Origin of the sequence: Solibacillus sp. (assembly GCF_040273735.1) — a bacterium.
Lineage (GTDB): Bacteria > Bacillota > Bacilli > Bacillales_A > Planococcaceae > Solibacillus.
On record NZ_JBELZM010000025.1, the window covers coordinates 23,930 to 38,357 of the forward strand.

At 39.5% G+C, this 14,428-nt stretch carries 10 protein-coding genes, 1 pseudogene and 1 riboswitch; of the genes and pseudogenes, 3 read left to right on the forward strand and 8 right to left on the reverse strand.

All coding sequences use genetic code 11. The features are described 5' to 3' along the window. Positions 1 to 103 precede the first annotated feature (103 nt). From ABS917_RS17680 to ABS917_RS17710, 7 genes are all read right to left on the reverse strand, one after another. Positions 104 to 616, reverse strand: a complete 513-nt coding sequence (locus ABS917_RS17680) for a GNAT family N-acetyltransferase (RefSeq protein WP_350480223.1) — start codon at positions 614 to 616, stop codon at positions 104 to 106. A 68-nt stretch (positions 617 to 684) separates the two neighbouring features. Further along, positions 685 to 4,116, reverse strand: a complete 3,432-nt coding sequence (metH, locus tag ABS917_RS17685; RefSeq protein WP_350480224.1) for a methionine synthase — start codon at positions 4,114 to 4,116, stop codon at positions 685 to 687. Further along, a complete protein-coding gene (locus tag ABS917_RS17690; protein ID WP_350480225.1) occupies positions 4,109 to 5,953 on the reverse strand; it encodes a bifunctional homocysteine S-methyltransferase/methylenetetrahydrofolate reductase in 1,845 nt (614 codons plus the stop codon). The genes metH and ABS917_RS17690 overlap by 8 nt, the downstream gene beginning before the upstream one ends. 102 nt (positions 5,954 to 6,055) lie before the next feature. Further along, positions 6,056 to 6,153, reverse strand: a riboswitch (SAM riboswitch). An 87-nt stretch (positions 6,154 to 6,240) separates the two neighbouring features. After that, complete coding sequence (gene hemG, locus ABS917_RS17695) at positions 6,241 to 7,626, reverse strand: protoporphyrinogen oxidase (protein WP_350480226.1); 1,386 nt, start codon at positions 7,624 to 7,626, stop codon at positions 6,241 to 6,243. Positions 7,627 to 7,770: 144 nt separating this feature from the next. Next, on the reverse strand, positions 7,771 to 8,262 hold the full coding sequence (locus ABS917_RS17700; RefSeq protein ID WP_350480227.1) for a chemotaxis protein: 492 nt from the start codon (positions 8,260 to 8,262) through the stop codon (positions 7,771 to 7,773). Between the two features lie 142 nt (positions 8,263 to 8,404). Continuing rightward, the gene (locus tag ABS917_RS17705; protein WP_350480228.1) at positions 8,405 to 9,247 is read right to left on the reverse strand and encodes a tetratricopeptide repeat protein; all 843 of its coding nucleotides are present in this window, start codon (positions 9,245 to 9,247) and stop codon (positions 8,405 to 8,407) included. 5 nt (positions 9,248 to 9,252) lie between these two features. Next, positions 9,253 to 10,140, reverse strand: coding sequence for a LysR family transcriptional regulator (locus ABS917_RS17710; protein WP_350480229.1), 888 nt, complete (start codon positions 10,138 to 10,140; stop codon positions 9,253 to 9,255). Between the two features lie 187 nt (positions 10,141 to 10,327). Here ABS917_RS17710 and ABS917_RS17715 point away from each other — a divergent pair, with 187 nt between their 5' ends. Then, positions 10,328 to 11,074 (forward strand): alpha/beta hydrolase, encoded by a 747-nt coding sequence (locus ABS917_RS17715; protein ID WP_079523184.1) that lies wholly within the window; start codon positions 10,328 to 10,330, stop codon positions 11,072 to 11,074. 146 nt (positions 11,075 to 11,220) lie between these two features. On the opposite strand, the gene ABS917_RS17720 is transcribed toward ABS917_RS17715, so the two are convergent. After that, positions 11,221 to 12,594, reverse strand: coding sequence for an S-layer homology domain-containing protein (locus ABS917_RS17720; protein ID WP_350480230.1), 1,374 nt, complete (start codon positions 12,592 to 12,594; stop codon positions 11,221 to 11,223). A gap of 139 nt (positions 12,595 to 12,733) precedes the next feature. Between ABS917_RS17720 and ABS917_RS17725 the strand changes: the two genes are divergently transcribed. Together ABS917_RS17725 and ABS917_RS17730 are read left to right on the forward strand one after the other, a co-directional pair. Continuing rightward, positions 12,734 to 13,831: a glycosyltransferase gene (locus ABS917_RS17725; RefSeq protein WP_350480231.1), complete on the forward strand. Its 1,098-nt coding sequence runs from the start codon at positions 12,734 to 12,736 to the stop codon at positions 13,829 to 13,831. A 150-nt stretch (positions 13,832 to 13,981) separates the two neighbouring features. Beyond that, positions 13,982 to 14,428 (forward strand): annotated as a pseudogene (locus ABS917_RS17730) (BclA C-terminal domain-containing protein); the annotation flags it as partial.

Sequence of the window (14,428 nt, forward strand, 5' to 3'; positions counted from 1 at the left end):
TGTTAATATCATCATATAAAAAGAGAGAACATGATAAAACGCTCAAACATCACATATTTTTTATGACAGATGTCATATGACCTGGTATCAACTAGTATTCTCTTTAATTTTCCTTTGGAATTTTCGGACCATCCAAATCTAATTGGTAAAACACTAAATCCAGCCACTTCCCGAATTTATAACCCGCATTGCGGACTGTTCCGCTATATAGAAATCCGAACTTCTCATGAATCTTAATGCTGGCGATATTTTCTTTATCAATACAACCAACCATCGTCTTTATACCTTTTGTATTTGCTTCTTCTATTATTGCGTGCATCAGTTTACTTGCAATCCCTTTTTTATAATGTTTTTTATGCACGTATACCGAATGTTCTACTGTATATCGGTTTGCTGGATAATCGCGGAAACTTCCGTATGTTGCATACCCTGCTATGTCTCCATCTTCATCAAATACGAATAGCGGGTAACCTGAAGCCTGCTTCTGTTCAAACCATCGCAAACGATCTTCTAATGTTTGTTCCTTGTACATGTAGATCGCTGTGGAGTTTCGGATATTATCATTAAATATTTCCAAAATTGTCGGTATATCTTCTTTTGTTGCGCGTCGAATCATCAGTTTTCCTCCTAAAGGTCGCAAAACCGCCTTACCTCAAAAAAGGTAAAGCGGTATTTTTGAATCAATTATACATTAAAATAGCGTGCATCCGGGTGAGCAAACACAATTGCCGATACACTTGCTTCCGGTTCCATCATAAAGCCTTCCGTTAAATGTACACCAATTTTTTCGGGTTTCAATAAAGAGAACAGTTTCTCCTGGTCTTCCAGATTCGGACACGCCGGATAGCCAAAGCTGAATCGTTGCCCTTGGTATTTCGCTGCAAATCGGTCACGCATTGTAAAGTCCGTTGCATCCGGGAAGCCCCATTGGTCACGAATTTCCTGGTGAATACGCTCCGCAAATCCTTCCGCAAGTTCAAGTGCAGTTGCTTGTAATGCATGGCTCTCCAAGAACTTACCTGCTTGTTTCAGTTCATTTGCTTTCTCACTTACCCCTTTACCTGCCGTTACGACCATTAACGCAATATAGTCCATTTCTCCACTATCAACCGGCTTTAAATAATCCGATAAACATAAAAATGGTGCTACTTGCTGGCGCGGGAATGTAAAGCGTTTGATTTCCGTCTTTGCATCTTCCGGACTGTACACGACTACATCATCGCCATCGGATTGTGCTGGGAAGAATTGATACATTCCTGAAGCACTCAATCCGCCGCTTGTTAAATAACCATTCACCAAATCATTTAATAAAACTGCGCGGTCATCCTGATCTTCAAGCAATTGCTCCAAGTTACCTTTTAGACCTAAATGATGCCCGATCAATGTACGCATATTCACATACGGATGTAAATGAGCTACCGAATAATCCGGCTTAATATGCGGCACTAAATCTTTTGGCTTCCAAACAGCAGCATCTCCCACCGTTCGAACCGGCTTTTCGAGTACTGCCACTGCCGGACGTGCTGCACGCTTCGCATCCGATTCCAATCGTTTTACTCGTGCATCACGTAATTCTTCAATTAATACTTCACGCTCGTTTGTATTCATTAAGCGATTCGCCTGTTCCAAACCTTGCATTGCATCTTTTGAATAGATTACCGGTCCATCATACTGATCGGCAATTTTCGTTTCAGTAAAGCGACGTGACAATGCCGCGCCTCCTACTAATATCGGAATATCAATACCGGCTTCTTTAAAGTCTTGTGCCGTAATGACCATTTGCTGAGCCGATTTTACAAGTAAACCTGACAATCCGATAAAGTCGGGTTTTTCTCTTCGAATTGTTTCAATCAGCTGGGCAGGTGTTACTTTAATTCCTAAATCTACAACACGATAGCCGTTATTGCTTAAAATAATGTCGACCAGGTTTTTCCCGATATCATGAACATCGCCTTTTACTGTCGCTAAAACCATTGTCCCTTTATTGGCACTCGTATCGCCCTTCTCCATAAACTGCTCTAGATGAGCGACCGCTGCTTTCATGACACCGGCACTTTGTAGCACTTCCGCTACAATCAACTGGTTTTCGTTAAACAGTTTGCCGACTTCCGCCATCCCTGCCATTAACGGTCCATTAATAATATCAAGCGGTGTATCGAACTTTTCGAGTGCTGCATTTAAATCTTCAATTAACCCTTCCTTCGTACCTTCCAATATGTAGTACGCAAGACGTTCTTCCACTGTCGCCGGTAATTCTTTTACGACTGCATCTTTCTTTTTATCACGGTAAAAGTCGGTAAATACAGCGAGTGTTTCATCATTTGTATTGAAGATTAAATCGTTCGCCAGCTTGATTTCTTCTTCAGGAATCAATGCATAGCGCTCCAGTTTTTCAGTATTTACAATCGCATAGTCCAGGCCTGCTTGTGTACAATGATATAAGTACACTGCATTTAATACTTCACGTCCAACTGGCGGTAAACCGAACGAAACATTACTTACACCGAGTACTGTTAAGCAGCCAGGTAAATGTTCTTTAATGAGGCGAATTCCTTCGATCGTTTCTTCAGCGGCACCGATATATTGTTCATCACCTGTACCTACCGGGAACATTAACGGGTCAAAGATAATGTCTTCTGCTGACATGCCCCATTTTTCTGTTAAGAGCTGATAAGAACGCTTCGCTACTTCAAGCTTTTGCTCACGTGTAATAGCCATTCCAGCTTCATCAATCGTACCGACAACAAGTGAAGCCCCATATTTTTTCACAAGTGGCATAACAGCATCGAAACGCTCTTCTCCATCTTCCAAGTTAATCGAGTTAATAATGGCCTTCCCTTGCGAAAACTTCAGTGCGACTTCCATTACTTTTTCATCTGTAGAGTCAATTACAAGCGGTACTTTAACTTTTTTTACAACTTCCTGCATGAAGTTTTTCATATCTTCTACTTCATCGCGGTCAGGGTTTGCTAAACAAATATCGATGACATGTGCCCCGTTTTTTACTTGTGCACGCGCAATTTCCGCTGCTTCTTCAAATTTGCCGTCAACAATCAGGTTTTTGAATTTACGTGAGCCGATTACATTCGTACGTTCCCCGATAAATAACGGGCGCATAGATTCGTCGTATTGCAAAGGCTCGATACCTGATACGACATGGCCGTGTGTTACATCTTTCGGCTCACGCGGTTTATAGCCATCTACAGCTTCACGGATCGCCGCGATATGTGCTGGCGTTGTACCACAGCAGCCGCCGACAATGTTAAGCCAGCCTTTTTCTGCGAAGCCTTGCAGTTTTTTCGATAATGAATCCGGCGTTTCATGGTAGCAGCCTTCCTCGTCCGGTAAACCTGCATTCGGATAACAGCTAATATAGCCATTCGAAAGCTCCGCCAATGAACGGATATGATCGGTCATAAATTCCGGGCCTGTCGCACAGTTCAGTCCGACAGACAACGGTTTGATGTGCTCAATAGAAATATAAAATGCTTCGATTGATTGCCCGGCAAGCGTTGTTCCCATTGGCTCTATTGTCCCTGAAATCATGACAGGGAGCTCTTTGCCAAGCTCTTCGAATGCACGGTGAATCGCAATCGTTCCTGCTTTAACATTAAGCATATCCTGAGAAGTTTCCATTAAGATCAGATCCGCCCCAGCTTCGATTAGCGCTTTTGCCTGTATATAAAAGTTTTCTTCCAACTCTTCAAATGTAATGCCGCCTGTTACCGACAATGTTTTTGTCGTAGGTCCGATCGCACCTGCAACAAAGCGCGGCCATTCCGGTGTCGAAAACTCTTTTGCCGCTTCCAGTGCAATTTCAACCGCCCGCTTATTAATTTCAACCGCCTTGTCGCCTAAGTCATATTCATCTAGAACAAGTGGTGTTCCGCCAAATGTATTTGTACAAATAATATCAGCGCCAGCAGCTAAATATTCACGGTGGATTTTGCCCAATACATCAGGTCTTGTAAGTACCAGGTTTTCATTACAACCGTCTAAGTCTTCTCCGCCAAAATCTTCATATGTTAGGTTTTCTGCCTGAAGCATCGTCCCCATGGCACCATCGATGATAAGTATTCTTTTTTGTAATTGCTCATGAATTGGGTGATTATACATTCGACTGAACTCCTTTACTTTCCACATCATATTGTTTTACATAGTCCATTAATTCCAGCGTCATATCATAGCGTAAAAACGGTGTAATTATATAAATACCGTTAAAGTATTTGCATGCTGTATCGAGCAGCTCTTTGGCAATGGCGATTCCTTCTGCTGTCGATGCTTCCTTGTCATCCCCGCAAGCAGCCATGCGCGCAAGTACTTCATCGGATAATTTAATGCCCGGTACTTCATGATGTAAAAATTCCGCGCTGCGTGAAGATGTAAGTGGCATAATCCCGATATAGATCGGTGTTTCCAAATGCTTCGTCGCCTCATAAATTTCGATAATCTTTTCTTTCGTATAAACCGGCTGCGAAATAAAGTAATCTGCACCATGCTCGATTTTCTTCTCTAAACGGGCAACTGCACGGTCCAATACGCGGACATTCGGATTAAAGGCAGCGGCTACCGAGAAATTCGCCTGTTTGCGCAGTGATTTCCCAGTAAAAGAACCGCCTTTATTTAACTGCTTTATTAAGGAAATAAGCTCCATAGACGAAACGTCATATACGCTCGTCGCCCCCGGGAAATCCCCCACTTTTGTCGGGTCCCCTGTGATGACAAGAATATCATGAAGTTCCAGCGCATCAAGTCCCATTAAATGTGACTGAAGCCCAATTAAATTGCGGTCACGGCACGTTAAATGCGGCAACGAACGAATTCCATGCTCTTTTAAAATAGCGGCCATCGCGATATTACTGATACGAGGCGAAGCAAGTGAGTTATCAGCCATCATAATGACATCGGCTCCCGCTTTTGCCAGTTGTTTTGCCCCTTCGACAAATCCGTCAATTTCCAGATGACGCGGTGTATCAAGTTCAACAATAACGGAGCGTTCACGTTTTGCTTTTTCGTGGAGCGGTTCTTGCTTACGTGGCTCCGGAATACGGACAAATTGTGTTTGCCCAGGTTTTGCTTCTTTCGTTTCAATTGGCTGCATATTCGCCAAACGTTTTTTTACAGCTGCAATATGCTTCGGTGTTGTTCCGCAGCAACCGCCAATTAAACGGACTCCCTGGTTTACCAGTTCAACTGCTGCACGCGCAAAATAATCGGTTTCCGACTCATAGACAACACGGCCATCTTCAATATCTAATAACGATGCATTTGGATAAGCCGATAAAAACGCCTTATTCGGTAAATTGACCCCTTCAAACGCCTGAATTGTATGGAAAGGACCTAATCGGCAGTTGCTCCCAACAATATCTGCACCTAATCTTTCCAAATCATGAAATGCTTCATTTAAAGACATTAAATTTTGAAGGACACCTGGTTCCTGCATTGTGACTTGGGCAATTATCGGTAAATCGGTCATTGAACGTAATAGATGGACACAATGTGATAATTCTTCAAAATCGTAATACGTTTCCAGCAAGAATCCATCCGGTTCACCAGCTAGTAATACTTCTGCCTGCTCTTGGAATGCGGCTAAGATTTCGTCTAATGTCGCATCACTTTTTCGGATTCCGCGAATACCACCAATCGTCGCCAGAACATATTGCCCATCAAGGGAGGCAGCACGCTTTGCGATTTTTAATGCAGCTTCATTAAATTCCATGACACGATGTTCATAGCCATAACGTGCAAGCTTAATCCGGTTTGCTCCGTATGTATTTGTTTGAATAATATCTGCACCCGCTGCAATATATTCACCATGAATTTTCTCTATAATATCAGGACGTGCAATATTCATCTCTTCATGACAATAATCCAACCCATATGAATAAAGAAGTGTTCCGATTGCCCCGTCTGCTGTTAAAACGCGTGTTTGTAATTCTTCAAGTAAACCCATTGCCTTCACTCCATCATTTACAGTATTTTCAGTATATTAACGATACAAAAAAGCCTTCTTTCATTAAATAAAAGAAGGCATAGTAGTTATCGACTTAATCCCTTCTCATCTTCTGGCATTTGCCACTGGATTTAGCACCTGACTTAATGTTGGTTGCTGAAGTTTCATCGGGCCAGTCCCTCAACTTCTCTTGATAAGAAAATAATATGAATTTTTAAAATAATTAAATGAATCATAACGTTATCTAATACTTACGTCAATACCCTTTAGCGGAATGAAGTATTTCTTTACATAATTCGACTAATAATCTGTTCAGCCGTTTTTTTGCCGTTTAAAATACAGGCACCGATTCCTACTCCGAAATAGGCACATCCCGCTAATAGAACATTCGGGTAATCAGTTGCCATTTGCTGTATAACATTGGATAATGCCTCATTATGTGCCAGATCATAGCGGGGCATTTGATCAACCCACTTTGTTACATTGACTACTGTAGGTTCTGCTTTAACACCTAAGCTAAGACGTATATCTTCCAATGCAACTTTCGTCAGCTCTTCATCAGACATAGCAGCCAACTCTTCATAACGCGGATTAATATTTTTATAAAACAGGCGAACGAGTAAATTGCCTTCTGCCGACGTATGTTTCCATTTACGGCTCGTCCATGTCGACGCATTGCAAACTAAATCACTATTATGCGAAACGATAAAGCCTGTACCATCTGCAGGTAAAATATCGTCCGGTACATCAAAGCCAACATACATCGTTATAGCAGATGCCGTCGTGAACTTTTTCAGCTGTTCCTCCAATGAATCATCCTGTATGACATGACGTACCGTTTCATTCGGAACGGCAAGTACTACAACATCCGCTAAAATTGTCTCATCTTCCAGCACGACTTCATATTGCTCTTCTTTTTTACGGATTTGCTTTGTTACCGTCTTTTTCATGAATTCAACTTCCGGCAGCTGTTCCTCTAAACGATCGATCAATGCCGATAAACCTGGACGGAAAGAAATAAACTTCTTGTTCGCAGCTTTTTCGAATTGCTCACGATGTGCTTCGAATCCTTTAATAATCGATCCGTAGTTGTTTTTATAATCCACTAAATACGGCAGAGTGGATGCCAGGCTTAATTGATATAAATCACCTGAATAAACACCCGCTAATACAGGTGCAATTTGCTTGCGGACAATTTCTTCCCCTAAAAAATATTCTAAAAACATGCCGATAGAGCTTTCTTTTGTAAATTTAGTATTCGGGATTTCTAAATCCTGAAGTGCTCGCTTCTTTCCTTCTTCAGAAATTAACGTACTCGACATGAGCGATTCTACACTCATCGGAATACCGAATGTCGATCCTGCCGGGATTGCATGGAGCTCATTATTCGTATGAATGTATGAAATTCCTGTTTCGTTATAGACAAGCTCTGATTCAAAATCAAGCTCTTTAACTAGCTCCAAAACCCCTGGATGGCGAGCTACAATGGAGTCAGCCCCTGTTTCCATAATAAAACCTTTATCCTTTTCGGAATGAATTTTCCCGCCTAAATATGCGTTCTTTTCAATCAGTATTAACCGCGCTTCCACGTTTTGCTCATGCATTTTATTTTTTAGATAATGCATCGTACATAGCCCGGTAATCCCGCCACCTACCACTACTACTGTTTTCATATCCATTCTCTCCTATTTCGTTGCTTCTCTTTTATCAGTATAAGCTTTTTTATGTGAATTATGGTAAGCCGGGTATTACATTTTTTAGAACCGTATAAGAAAAGCCATCCTATCAAAAAACTATGGTAGGATGGCCTCTTCATTTTATTTATAAGATAGTTGCTTTGTTAGGGAAATAATTTCTGCTTCCAAAGACGTAGAGCGTTTATCAAAATAGCGAATACGTTCACTACTGCGATTTTCTAAATGCTTGTTTAGATCTAACATATTCACTGCATCGCTCGCAAACAGTTTTAAAGTACGAACACCAGACTCAATTTTCCGAACTTCTTTACCATATATGAGTGCGGTATTATCTGCTGTTTTACCCTTCTTCAATTCCAGAATATTAGTATTGATAAGCTCATCAATTTGATTGTAACGTTTGTTTTGTTTATCCGTCATCATTTGAATTTTTTGCTTGTATTTGACAACATCTTTATGATCTAGTCCTGTTTGGACATAACTTTTTAGATATTCAACGATTGTACATAGCGTCGTCAGATTCTCTCGCTGTTCTAATAGCATTTGTTGTAGTTTTTGAATACTATCCTCATTGTGTTCAGAAGAGAATTGATGGACTGCAAACATAAACATGAAAATTCCCCCTTCTTAATGCTTTCCCCTTATAATATATTTCCTATTTCTCACTAAAATTAAACCTATTTTTCTCCATGAATGGGTCTAAATTATGACAGGGAAATAGGAAATTAAAACTTTTATTGTATCTACCACATTATTATTCATATATATCGTTATTTAGAACTATTAGCTTTTCCCGCCACTTGGATGCTTCAGCTGCATCCGTCATCTCATAGTAGCTTACAACTTTTTTTGTCGCTTCTAGATCCCCAAGCAAACTTGCCTTTTTATAGTAATGGATTGCTTTTTCGTTATTTTGGGTTACTCCATAGCCATATTCATAGCAATAGCCGATATTAAATGTTGCATCGGCATGAAACTGTTCACTCGCTTTTAAAAACCATTCCAGAGCTTTTTCATTATCTTGCCGTTGCCCCAGTTCTCCTGAAAAATAGATCATACCAATGCGATACATTGCCTCTACATCTTGCTGTTCTGCACTGCGAGTATAATAGTCAAAGGCCTGTGATTCATCACATTCGGTTCCCAATCCTTGTTCATACATCATTCCGAGTGTAAACATCGCCTCAGCAACACCTAATTGCGCTGCTTTCTTAAACCAGCTGAGCGCTTGTTGTTCGTCAACTTCTGCGCCTTCACCGTTCAAATACATATCTGCTAAATTATTCATTGCATCACGGTGACCTAATTGTGCAGCACTTTTATAGAGTAAGAACGCCTGTTGTTCGCTACCTTTTTCACCGAGCCCCTCAAAATAACAGTTTCCCAGTTCATACATAGCTTCACTGTTTTGCCGTTCTTTTGCCTCATATAGCAAGTCGTACATTTCGTCATATTGTCCATAATCTTTATATAACAAGGCGATATTAACGATTGCCTGCTCGTCCCCTTTAAATGCTGAGTCATACTGCTCTAGCCACTTTTCCTCATGTTCGATTTCATGTTGTTTAAGCCATGTTCTAAATTGATTGTGCTCCATACTATTCACTCTTCTCTTTGCTGAAAATAATCCAGTAAATATTGTTTAAACTCGGATACTGCTGGAGGCAAATAACGATTTTTCGCCCATGAAACACAGACGGAGCGATAGCAAGGCGGGTCTAACTTCAAACGTTTTACTTTATAATGATCAAGTCCTTTAATATTCGGTATTACGGATATACCCATTCCCGCACCGACAAATCCTGCTACTGTATGCATTTCTTCGGCAGCAAATGTTGTGTTTAATACAATCCCCCGCTCTAAAAATAGCTCATCCACTAACTGACGGAGCGAATTCCCTTTTTTAATCGCAATAAATGGTTCATTCTTTACTTCTTCAAATTTAACAGCATCTTGCTGCGCTAATGGATGTGTTGTCGGGACAATAACAAACAGCTCTTCCACAAATAATTCTTCTGTCTCTATTTCAATTACTCTTGATTCTATTTTTTGCGATAGGCACAAATCGATAGCCCCTTCTTCAAGCCGCTTTAATAAGCTTAACGAAGTCGCCTGTGTTAAAGAAAACTGCATGTTCGGAAATGCCTCACTTGTTGTTGCGATCAGTTCAGGCACAATTTCCATACCGAGTGTATGAATAAAGCCAAATGACACTTCTCCAGAACCAGGTTTGATAATATCTTCAAATTCTTCTTTAATACGATCGTATTCATCCAAAATGACATTGACACTTTTTAAGAAAAGTTCGCCAAAGCGGTTGAGATAGATAGATCTTCCTTCACGGTTAAAAAGCGGTACTCCCAAATGCTGTTCGATGTTCGCAATCGATTTACTTAACGCCGGTTGGGAAATTGCTAAGACCTCTGCCGCACGAGTCATATGTTGCATTGTAGCAACGGTTTTGAAATATTGAAGCTGTTCAATCTCCATTTTACATACCTCACATCATTCATAACTTTTTTGCATCAATATAATAAAAATAATAAATTGTACTTATATGTTTATACTCTTTATAATAGTCGATAACAACAGGTTTTCATATCAAAATTATTTTTAAATTTCAAGTGTTTTTTTGAAGTTTTGTAAAATTGACATAAAAAAAGGAGTCTAATTGACAATGAAACTCATCGCGCCGAAACCTTTTACAATTGAATCCGGAAAACGTGCCGTATTATTACTGCATGGCTTTACGGGCAATACAAATGATGTAAAACGTTTAGGAAAATATTTAGCGGATCGTAACTACACAGTACATGCACCATTATATAAAGGCCATGGCGGTGGCCCTGACTTATTAATTCAATCACAACCCGCTGAATGGTGGGACAGTGTTATAGAAGGCTATGATGAATTACGTAATCGTGGCTATGATGAAATTGCAGTAGCAGGTGTTTCTCTTGGCGGCATCTTCTCTTTAAAGCTTGGTGAAGAACGTCCGACAAAAGCGATTGTTACAATGTCTGCTCCAGCAACAGCAAAATCAACAGACAGTTTACAAAATCGAATTATTGACTATGCTATTAACTATAAAAAATTATCGGGCACTTATGACGAAACAGTTGATAGCCGTAATAAAATTGCTGAACTAGTAAAAATGCCTTCATTAAACTATCTACAAAATATGATTAATGAAACAAGTGAAAAACTAAATGTTATCAAAACACCGGTCCATATTTTACGTGGTTTGGAAGATGATGAATATTATTGTGAAAGTGCGGACTTAATTTATAGCTCAGTAAATTCACGAATTAAATCAGTTAAAACTTTCATTAATTCCGGACATATATTAACATTAGGTAAAGAACGTGAACTAGTGTTTGAAGAAATTTATCGTTTTTTTGAAGGGTTAAAGTGGAAAGAATAATTGTTAGCCCACTTTAGCTTATAAATGAAATTGTGTCCCCTTGCAAAAATCCCCGTTTTTGCAATGATATAGACGAGTTTGCTTTTGTTTACTCGTCAGCAAAAAACGAGCGTTAAATGGATCCCCGTCCATTTAACGCTTGTTTTTTATTTTCTATTTATTGCTAGCACTAAAATTTTCGCCACTTGAGCACGTGTAACATTGCCTTTAGGTGAAAATGTTGTAGCACTTGTTCCCTCCACTACGCCCGTATCATATAAAAAAGTAATCGCTAACTGCGCTTCACGGTCATAGTTCGCAATATCATTGAAAGGCGCCTGTTTTACAGCTATATATTGCTGCCCAGCTTGCACAGTTGAAAGACGCATTAGGATCAAGGCTAACTGTGAACGTGTAATTTTACCTTGCGGATTAAAATACCCGTTATTTTCTTTGATTAAGCCAGCTTCATATGCAGCGGCAATTCCATTTTGAGTTTGCGGTGCATAATGACTAATATCTTTAAAAGGGGCATTGTTTGTTGCAGTTAATCCAAAAGCCCGTGAAATGACAGATATCACTTGAGCACGTGTCATGTTGGCATTCGGCTGGAATGTACCATCCTCATACCCATTCATAATACCTTTTGCATAGGCAACATCAATATATTTTTTGCCCCAATGGTTTTGAATATCAGTAAATGGTGCTTTAACTATCTCGCCTTCCGTAGTATCTTCCTCTGATTCTTTAATCAATGCATTCAAATAATCCTTTATCATCGCATCCGCTACGACTTGATAACCAGCTTCACTTAAATGAATATTTTTAGGGTTCGGTAGATAAGTATTAGCATCCGTAGCGATCTGTGCAGCTACTTCAGTAAATATGCCACCATTATTTTCCACAATACTCTTCATTGAATTATTCAACGTCGTTACAAGCATGTTTAGCTGTTTTTGAATTGCCGGATCTTCAATATATGGAAAAGGATTGTAAAGCCCCATAACAATCATATCAACTTCAGGGTTAATTTTATAAATGCTGTCAAAAATCTTTTTATAATTCACCGCTACATCTTGAATGCTCTTAATCACACCTGAAGTATCAAAGCTAAATTCACCAGATTCAGAGCGATTTACATTTTTCAAAATATCATTCGCCCCAACACTCAATGTAATTAGGTCTGCCTGTTGAATCGCTTCGTGGATAGTTAGTGTCTCTTGAGAGATGCCATTTAGATCGTAAATAGGTTTAGTGACGTTTTCTTCAATCCCCTTTAACACATCGACTGTTGTAAATCCTGGATAAGAAAATCCTTTATTGAATATTACTTCACTTTTCTGCTCTTGATAGCTTTTTGCAAGTAAGTCTGCATAACCAAAACCAATCTCACCGTTTTCATTCATTCCCGCTGCCAGTGAATCACCAAGTGCTAAATAATAAAGCGACTTACTTTCATCTTCTGCCTGCACTATATTTGTTAATGGTAAAAAGAGTTGTAAAACCAGTACGAATGTCAGTAAAACCGTAAACTTCCTCATCCAATTCCCCCTTATTTTGGAACCTTTCAATATTATAATTTATCGATTATTAAAATACAAAATATTGTTTATACAGAAAGGTTATGCCTTAAAAATACTTTTCACATATATTAGAAAATCAACTGTTGGAGGATAGAAAATGATTTCAATTAGCTTATGTATGATTGTCAAAAATGAAGAACCCGTTATTGCCCGCTGTTTAGATTCGATAAAGGATTTAGTGGACGAGATTAATATTGTAGATACAGGATCTACAGACAATACAAAAAAAATTGTAGAACAATACACAAATCGAATATTTGATTTTAAATGGATTGACGACTTTGCCGCAGCACGGAATTTTTCATTCCAACAAGCAACGAAAGATTATATTCTTTGGTTGGATGCAGATGATCTTCTTACCGTTGAAGAACATGAAAATTTTAAATCATTAAAAAACACGCTTCCCTCTGAAATTGATGTCGTCTCCATGAATTATTATTTAAGTTTTGATGACGAAGGGAACATAGCTTCTTTAATAAGAAGAAACCGCTTAGTAAAACGTAAAAAAGGCTTTCAGTGGATTGGTGCGGTACATGAATACTTAGAAGTATACGGAACAATTTTTGAAAGTGACATCGGGGTAAGTCACCTCCCCCTTTCTCACGATAAACATCGGAACATTGAGATATACAAGAAGTTAATCCACGATGGAAAGGAATTGTCTCCACGTGACACTTATTATTATGCAAATGAACTTAAAGACCACGAGTTATATGAAGAAGCAATTTACCATTATGAGCATTTTCTAACTGCAAATTTAGGTTGGGTCGAGGACTGTATTCAAGCGTGCTATAAACTATCTGATTGTTATGCAGCTATTAAAGATGATGGTAATAAAATTGCTTCTGTTTTGAGAAGTTTTGAATACGATATCCCCAGACCTGAAGCGTGCTGTCGTTTAGGCTTTTTCTTTATGCAACAATCAAATGATAAAGCAGCAATCTATTGGTATGAGCAAGCTTTAACAGTAAAAATCCCGCCTAATTCTCCATTTCAAAATAACACCTTTACTACATGGCTCCCCCATCTACAATTATGTGTCCTTTATGATCGGTTACAGCAATATGAACTAGCATACTTCCACAATGAAAAAGCAAGAATTTACAAACCAAATGATAGGAGAATACTGTTTAACCAAAATTATTTTAAAGGAATTTTAAAAAACAACTACTCCTTTGAACCTGAGATTCAATAATTTCTAATTTCTAAATTATTTTCCAAATACCCTTTACTAAAGTAAATTACTGTTTTTATAGTTTTTTGTCATTAATATTGTATTTTTCTCCGAATATATTATCTTATATTACAAAATTCAAAAAAATCCACTATGTAAAGGAGGCATTTTATGGAATTTGACATAAGGAAGTACAATCAAGGTTATTTAAATTGTTGTGGGGCTTATCATAAATGTTCTCCTTTTTGTGGAAAAAATGAATGTTTAACTGGACCTACTGGTCCTGTCGGCCCTATTGGTCCCACGGGGCCTACCGGCGCGACTGGACCTGCGGGTGGTGATACTGGCGCGACTGGAGCTACCGGAGCAAGAGGTGCAACTGGCGATACTGGGCCTACTGGACCAACTGGGGCAACTGGCGATATCGGACCTGCCGGCGTGGCTGGAGCGACTGGAAATATCGGACCTACTGGACTAACAGGTGCTACCGGCGAAACCGGGCCTACTGGGGCAACTGGCGCGACTGGCGAAATTGGGCCTGCCGGGGCTACTGGTGACACTGGACCTACTGGACCAACAGGGGCCACTGGGGAAATCGGGGCAACCGGACCTACTGGA

What these genes read in the sequence shown, in the direction of transcription:
- ABS917_RS17710 (WP_350480229.1), bottom strand. Translation starts at nt 10,140, where the DNA reads ATGGAGATTGAACAGCTTCAATATTTCAAAACCGTTGCTACAATGCAA.
- ABS917_RS17725 (WP_350480231.1), top strand. Translation starts at nt 12,734, where the DNA reads ATGATTTCAATTAGCTTATGTATGATTGTCAAAAATGAAGAACCCGTT.
- ABS917_RS17690 (WP_350480225.1), bottom strand. Translation starts at nt 5,953, where the DNA reads ATGGGTTTACTTGAAGAATTACAAACACGCGTTTTAACAGCAGACGGG.
- ABS917_RS17700 (WP_350480227.1), bottom strand. Translation starts at nt 8,262, where the DNA reads ATGTTTATGTTTGCAGTCCATCAATTCTCTTCTGAACACAATGAGGAT.
- ABS917_RS17705 (WP_350480228.1), bottom strand. Translation starts at nt 9,247, where the DNA reads ATGGAGCACAATCAATTTAGAACATGGCTTAAACAACATGAAATCGAA.
- ABS917_RS17720 (WP_350480230.1), bottom strand. Translation starts at nt 12,594, where the DNA reads ATGAGGAAGTTTACGGTTTTACTGACATTCGTACTGGTTTTACAACTC.
- ABS917_RS17680 (WP_350480223.1), bottom strand. Translation starts at nt 616, where the DNA reads ATGATTCGACGCGCAACAAAAGAAGATATACCGACAATTTTGGAAATA.
- ABS917_RS17715 (WP_079523184.1), top strand. Translation starts at nt 10,328, where the DNA reads ATGAAACTCATCGCGCCGAAACCTTTTACAATTGAATCCGGAAAACGT.
- hemG (WP_350480226.1), bottom strand. Translation starts at nt 7,626, where the DNA reads ATGAAAACAGTAGTAGTGGTAGGTGGCGGGATTACCGGGCTATGTACG.
- metH (WP_350480224.1), bottom strand. Translation starts at nt 4,116, where the DNA reads ATGTATAATCACCCAATTCATGAGCAATTACAAAAAAGAATACTTATC.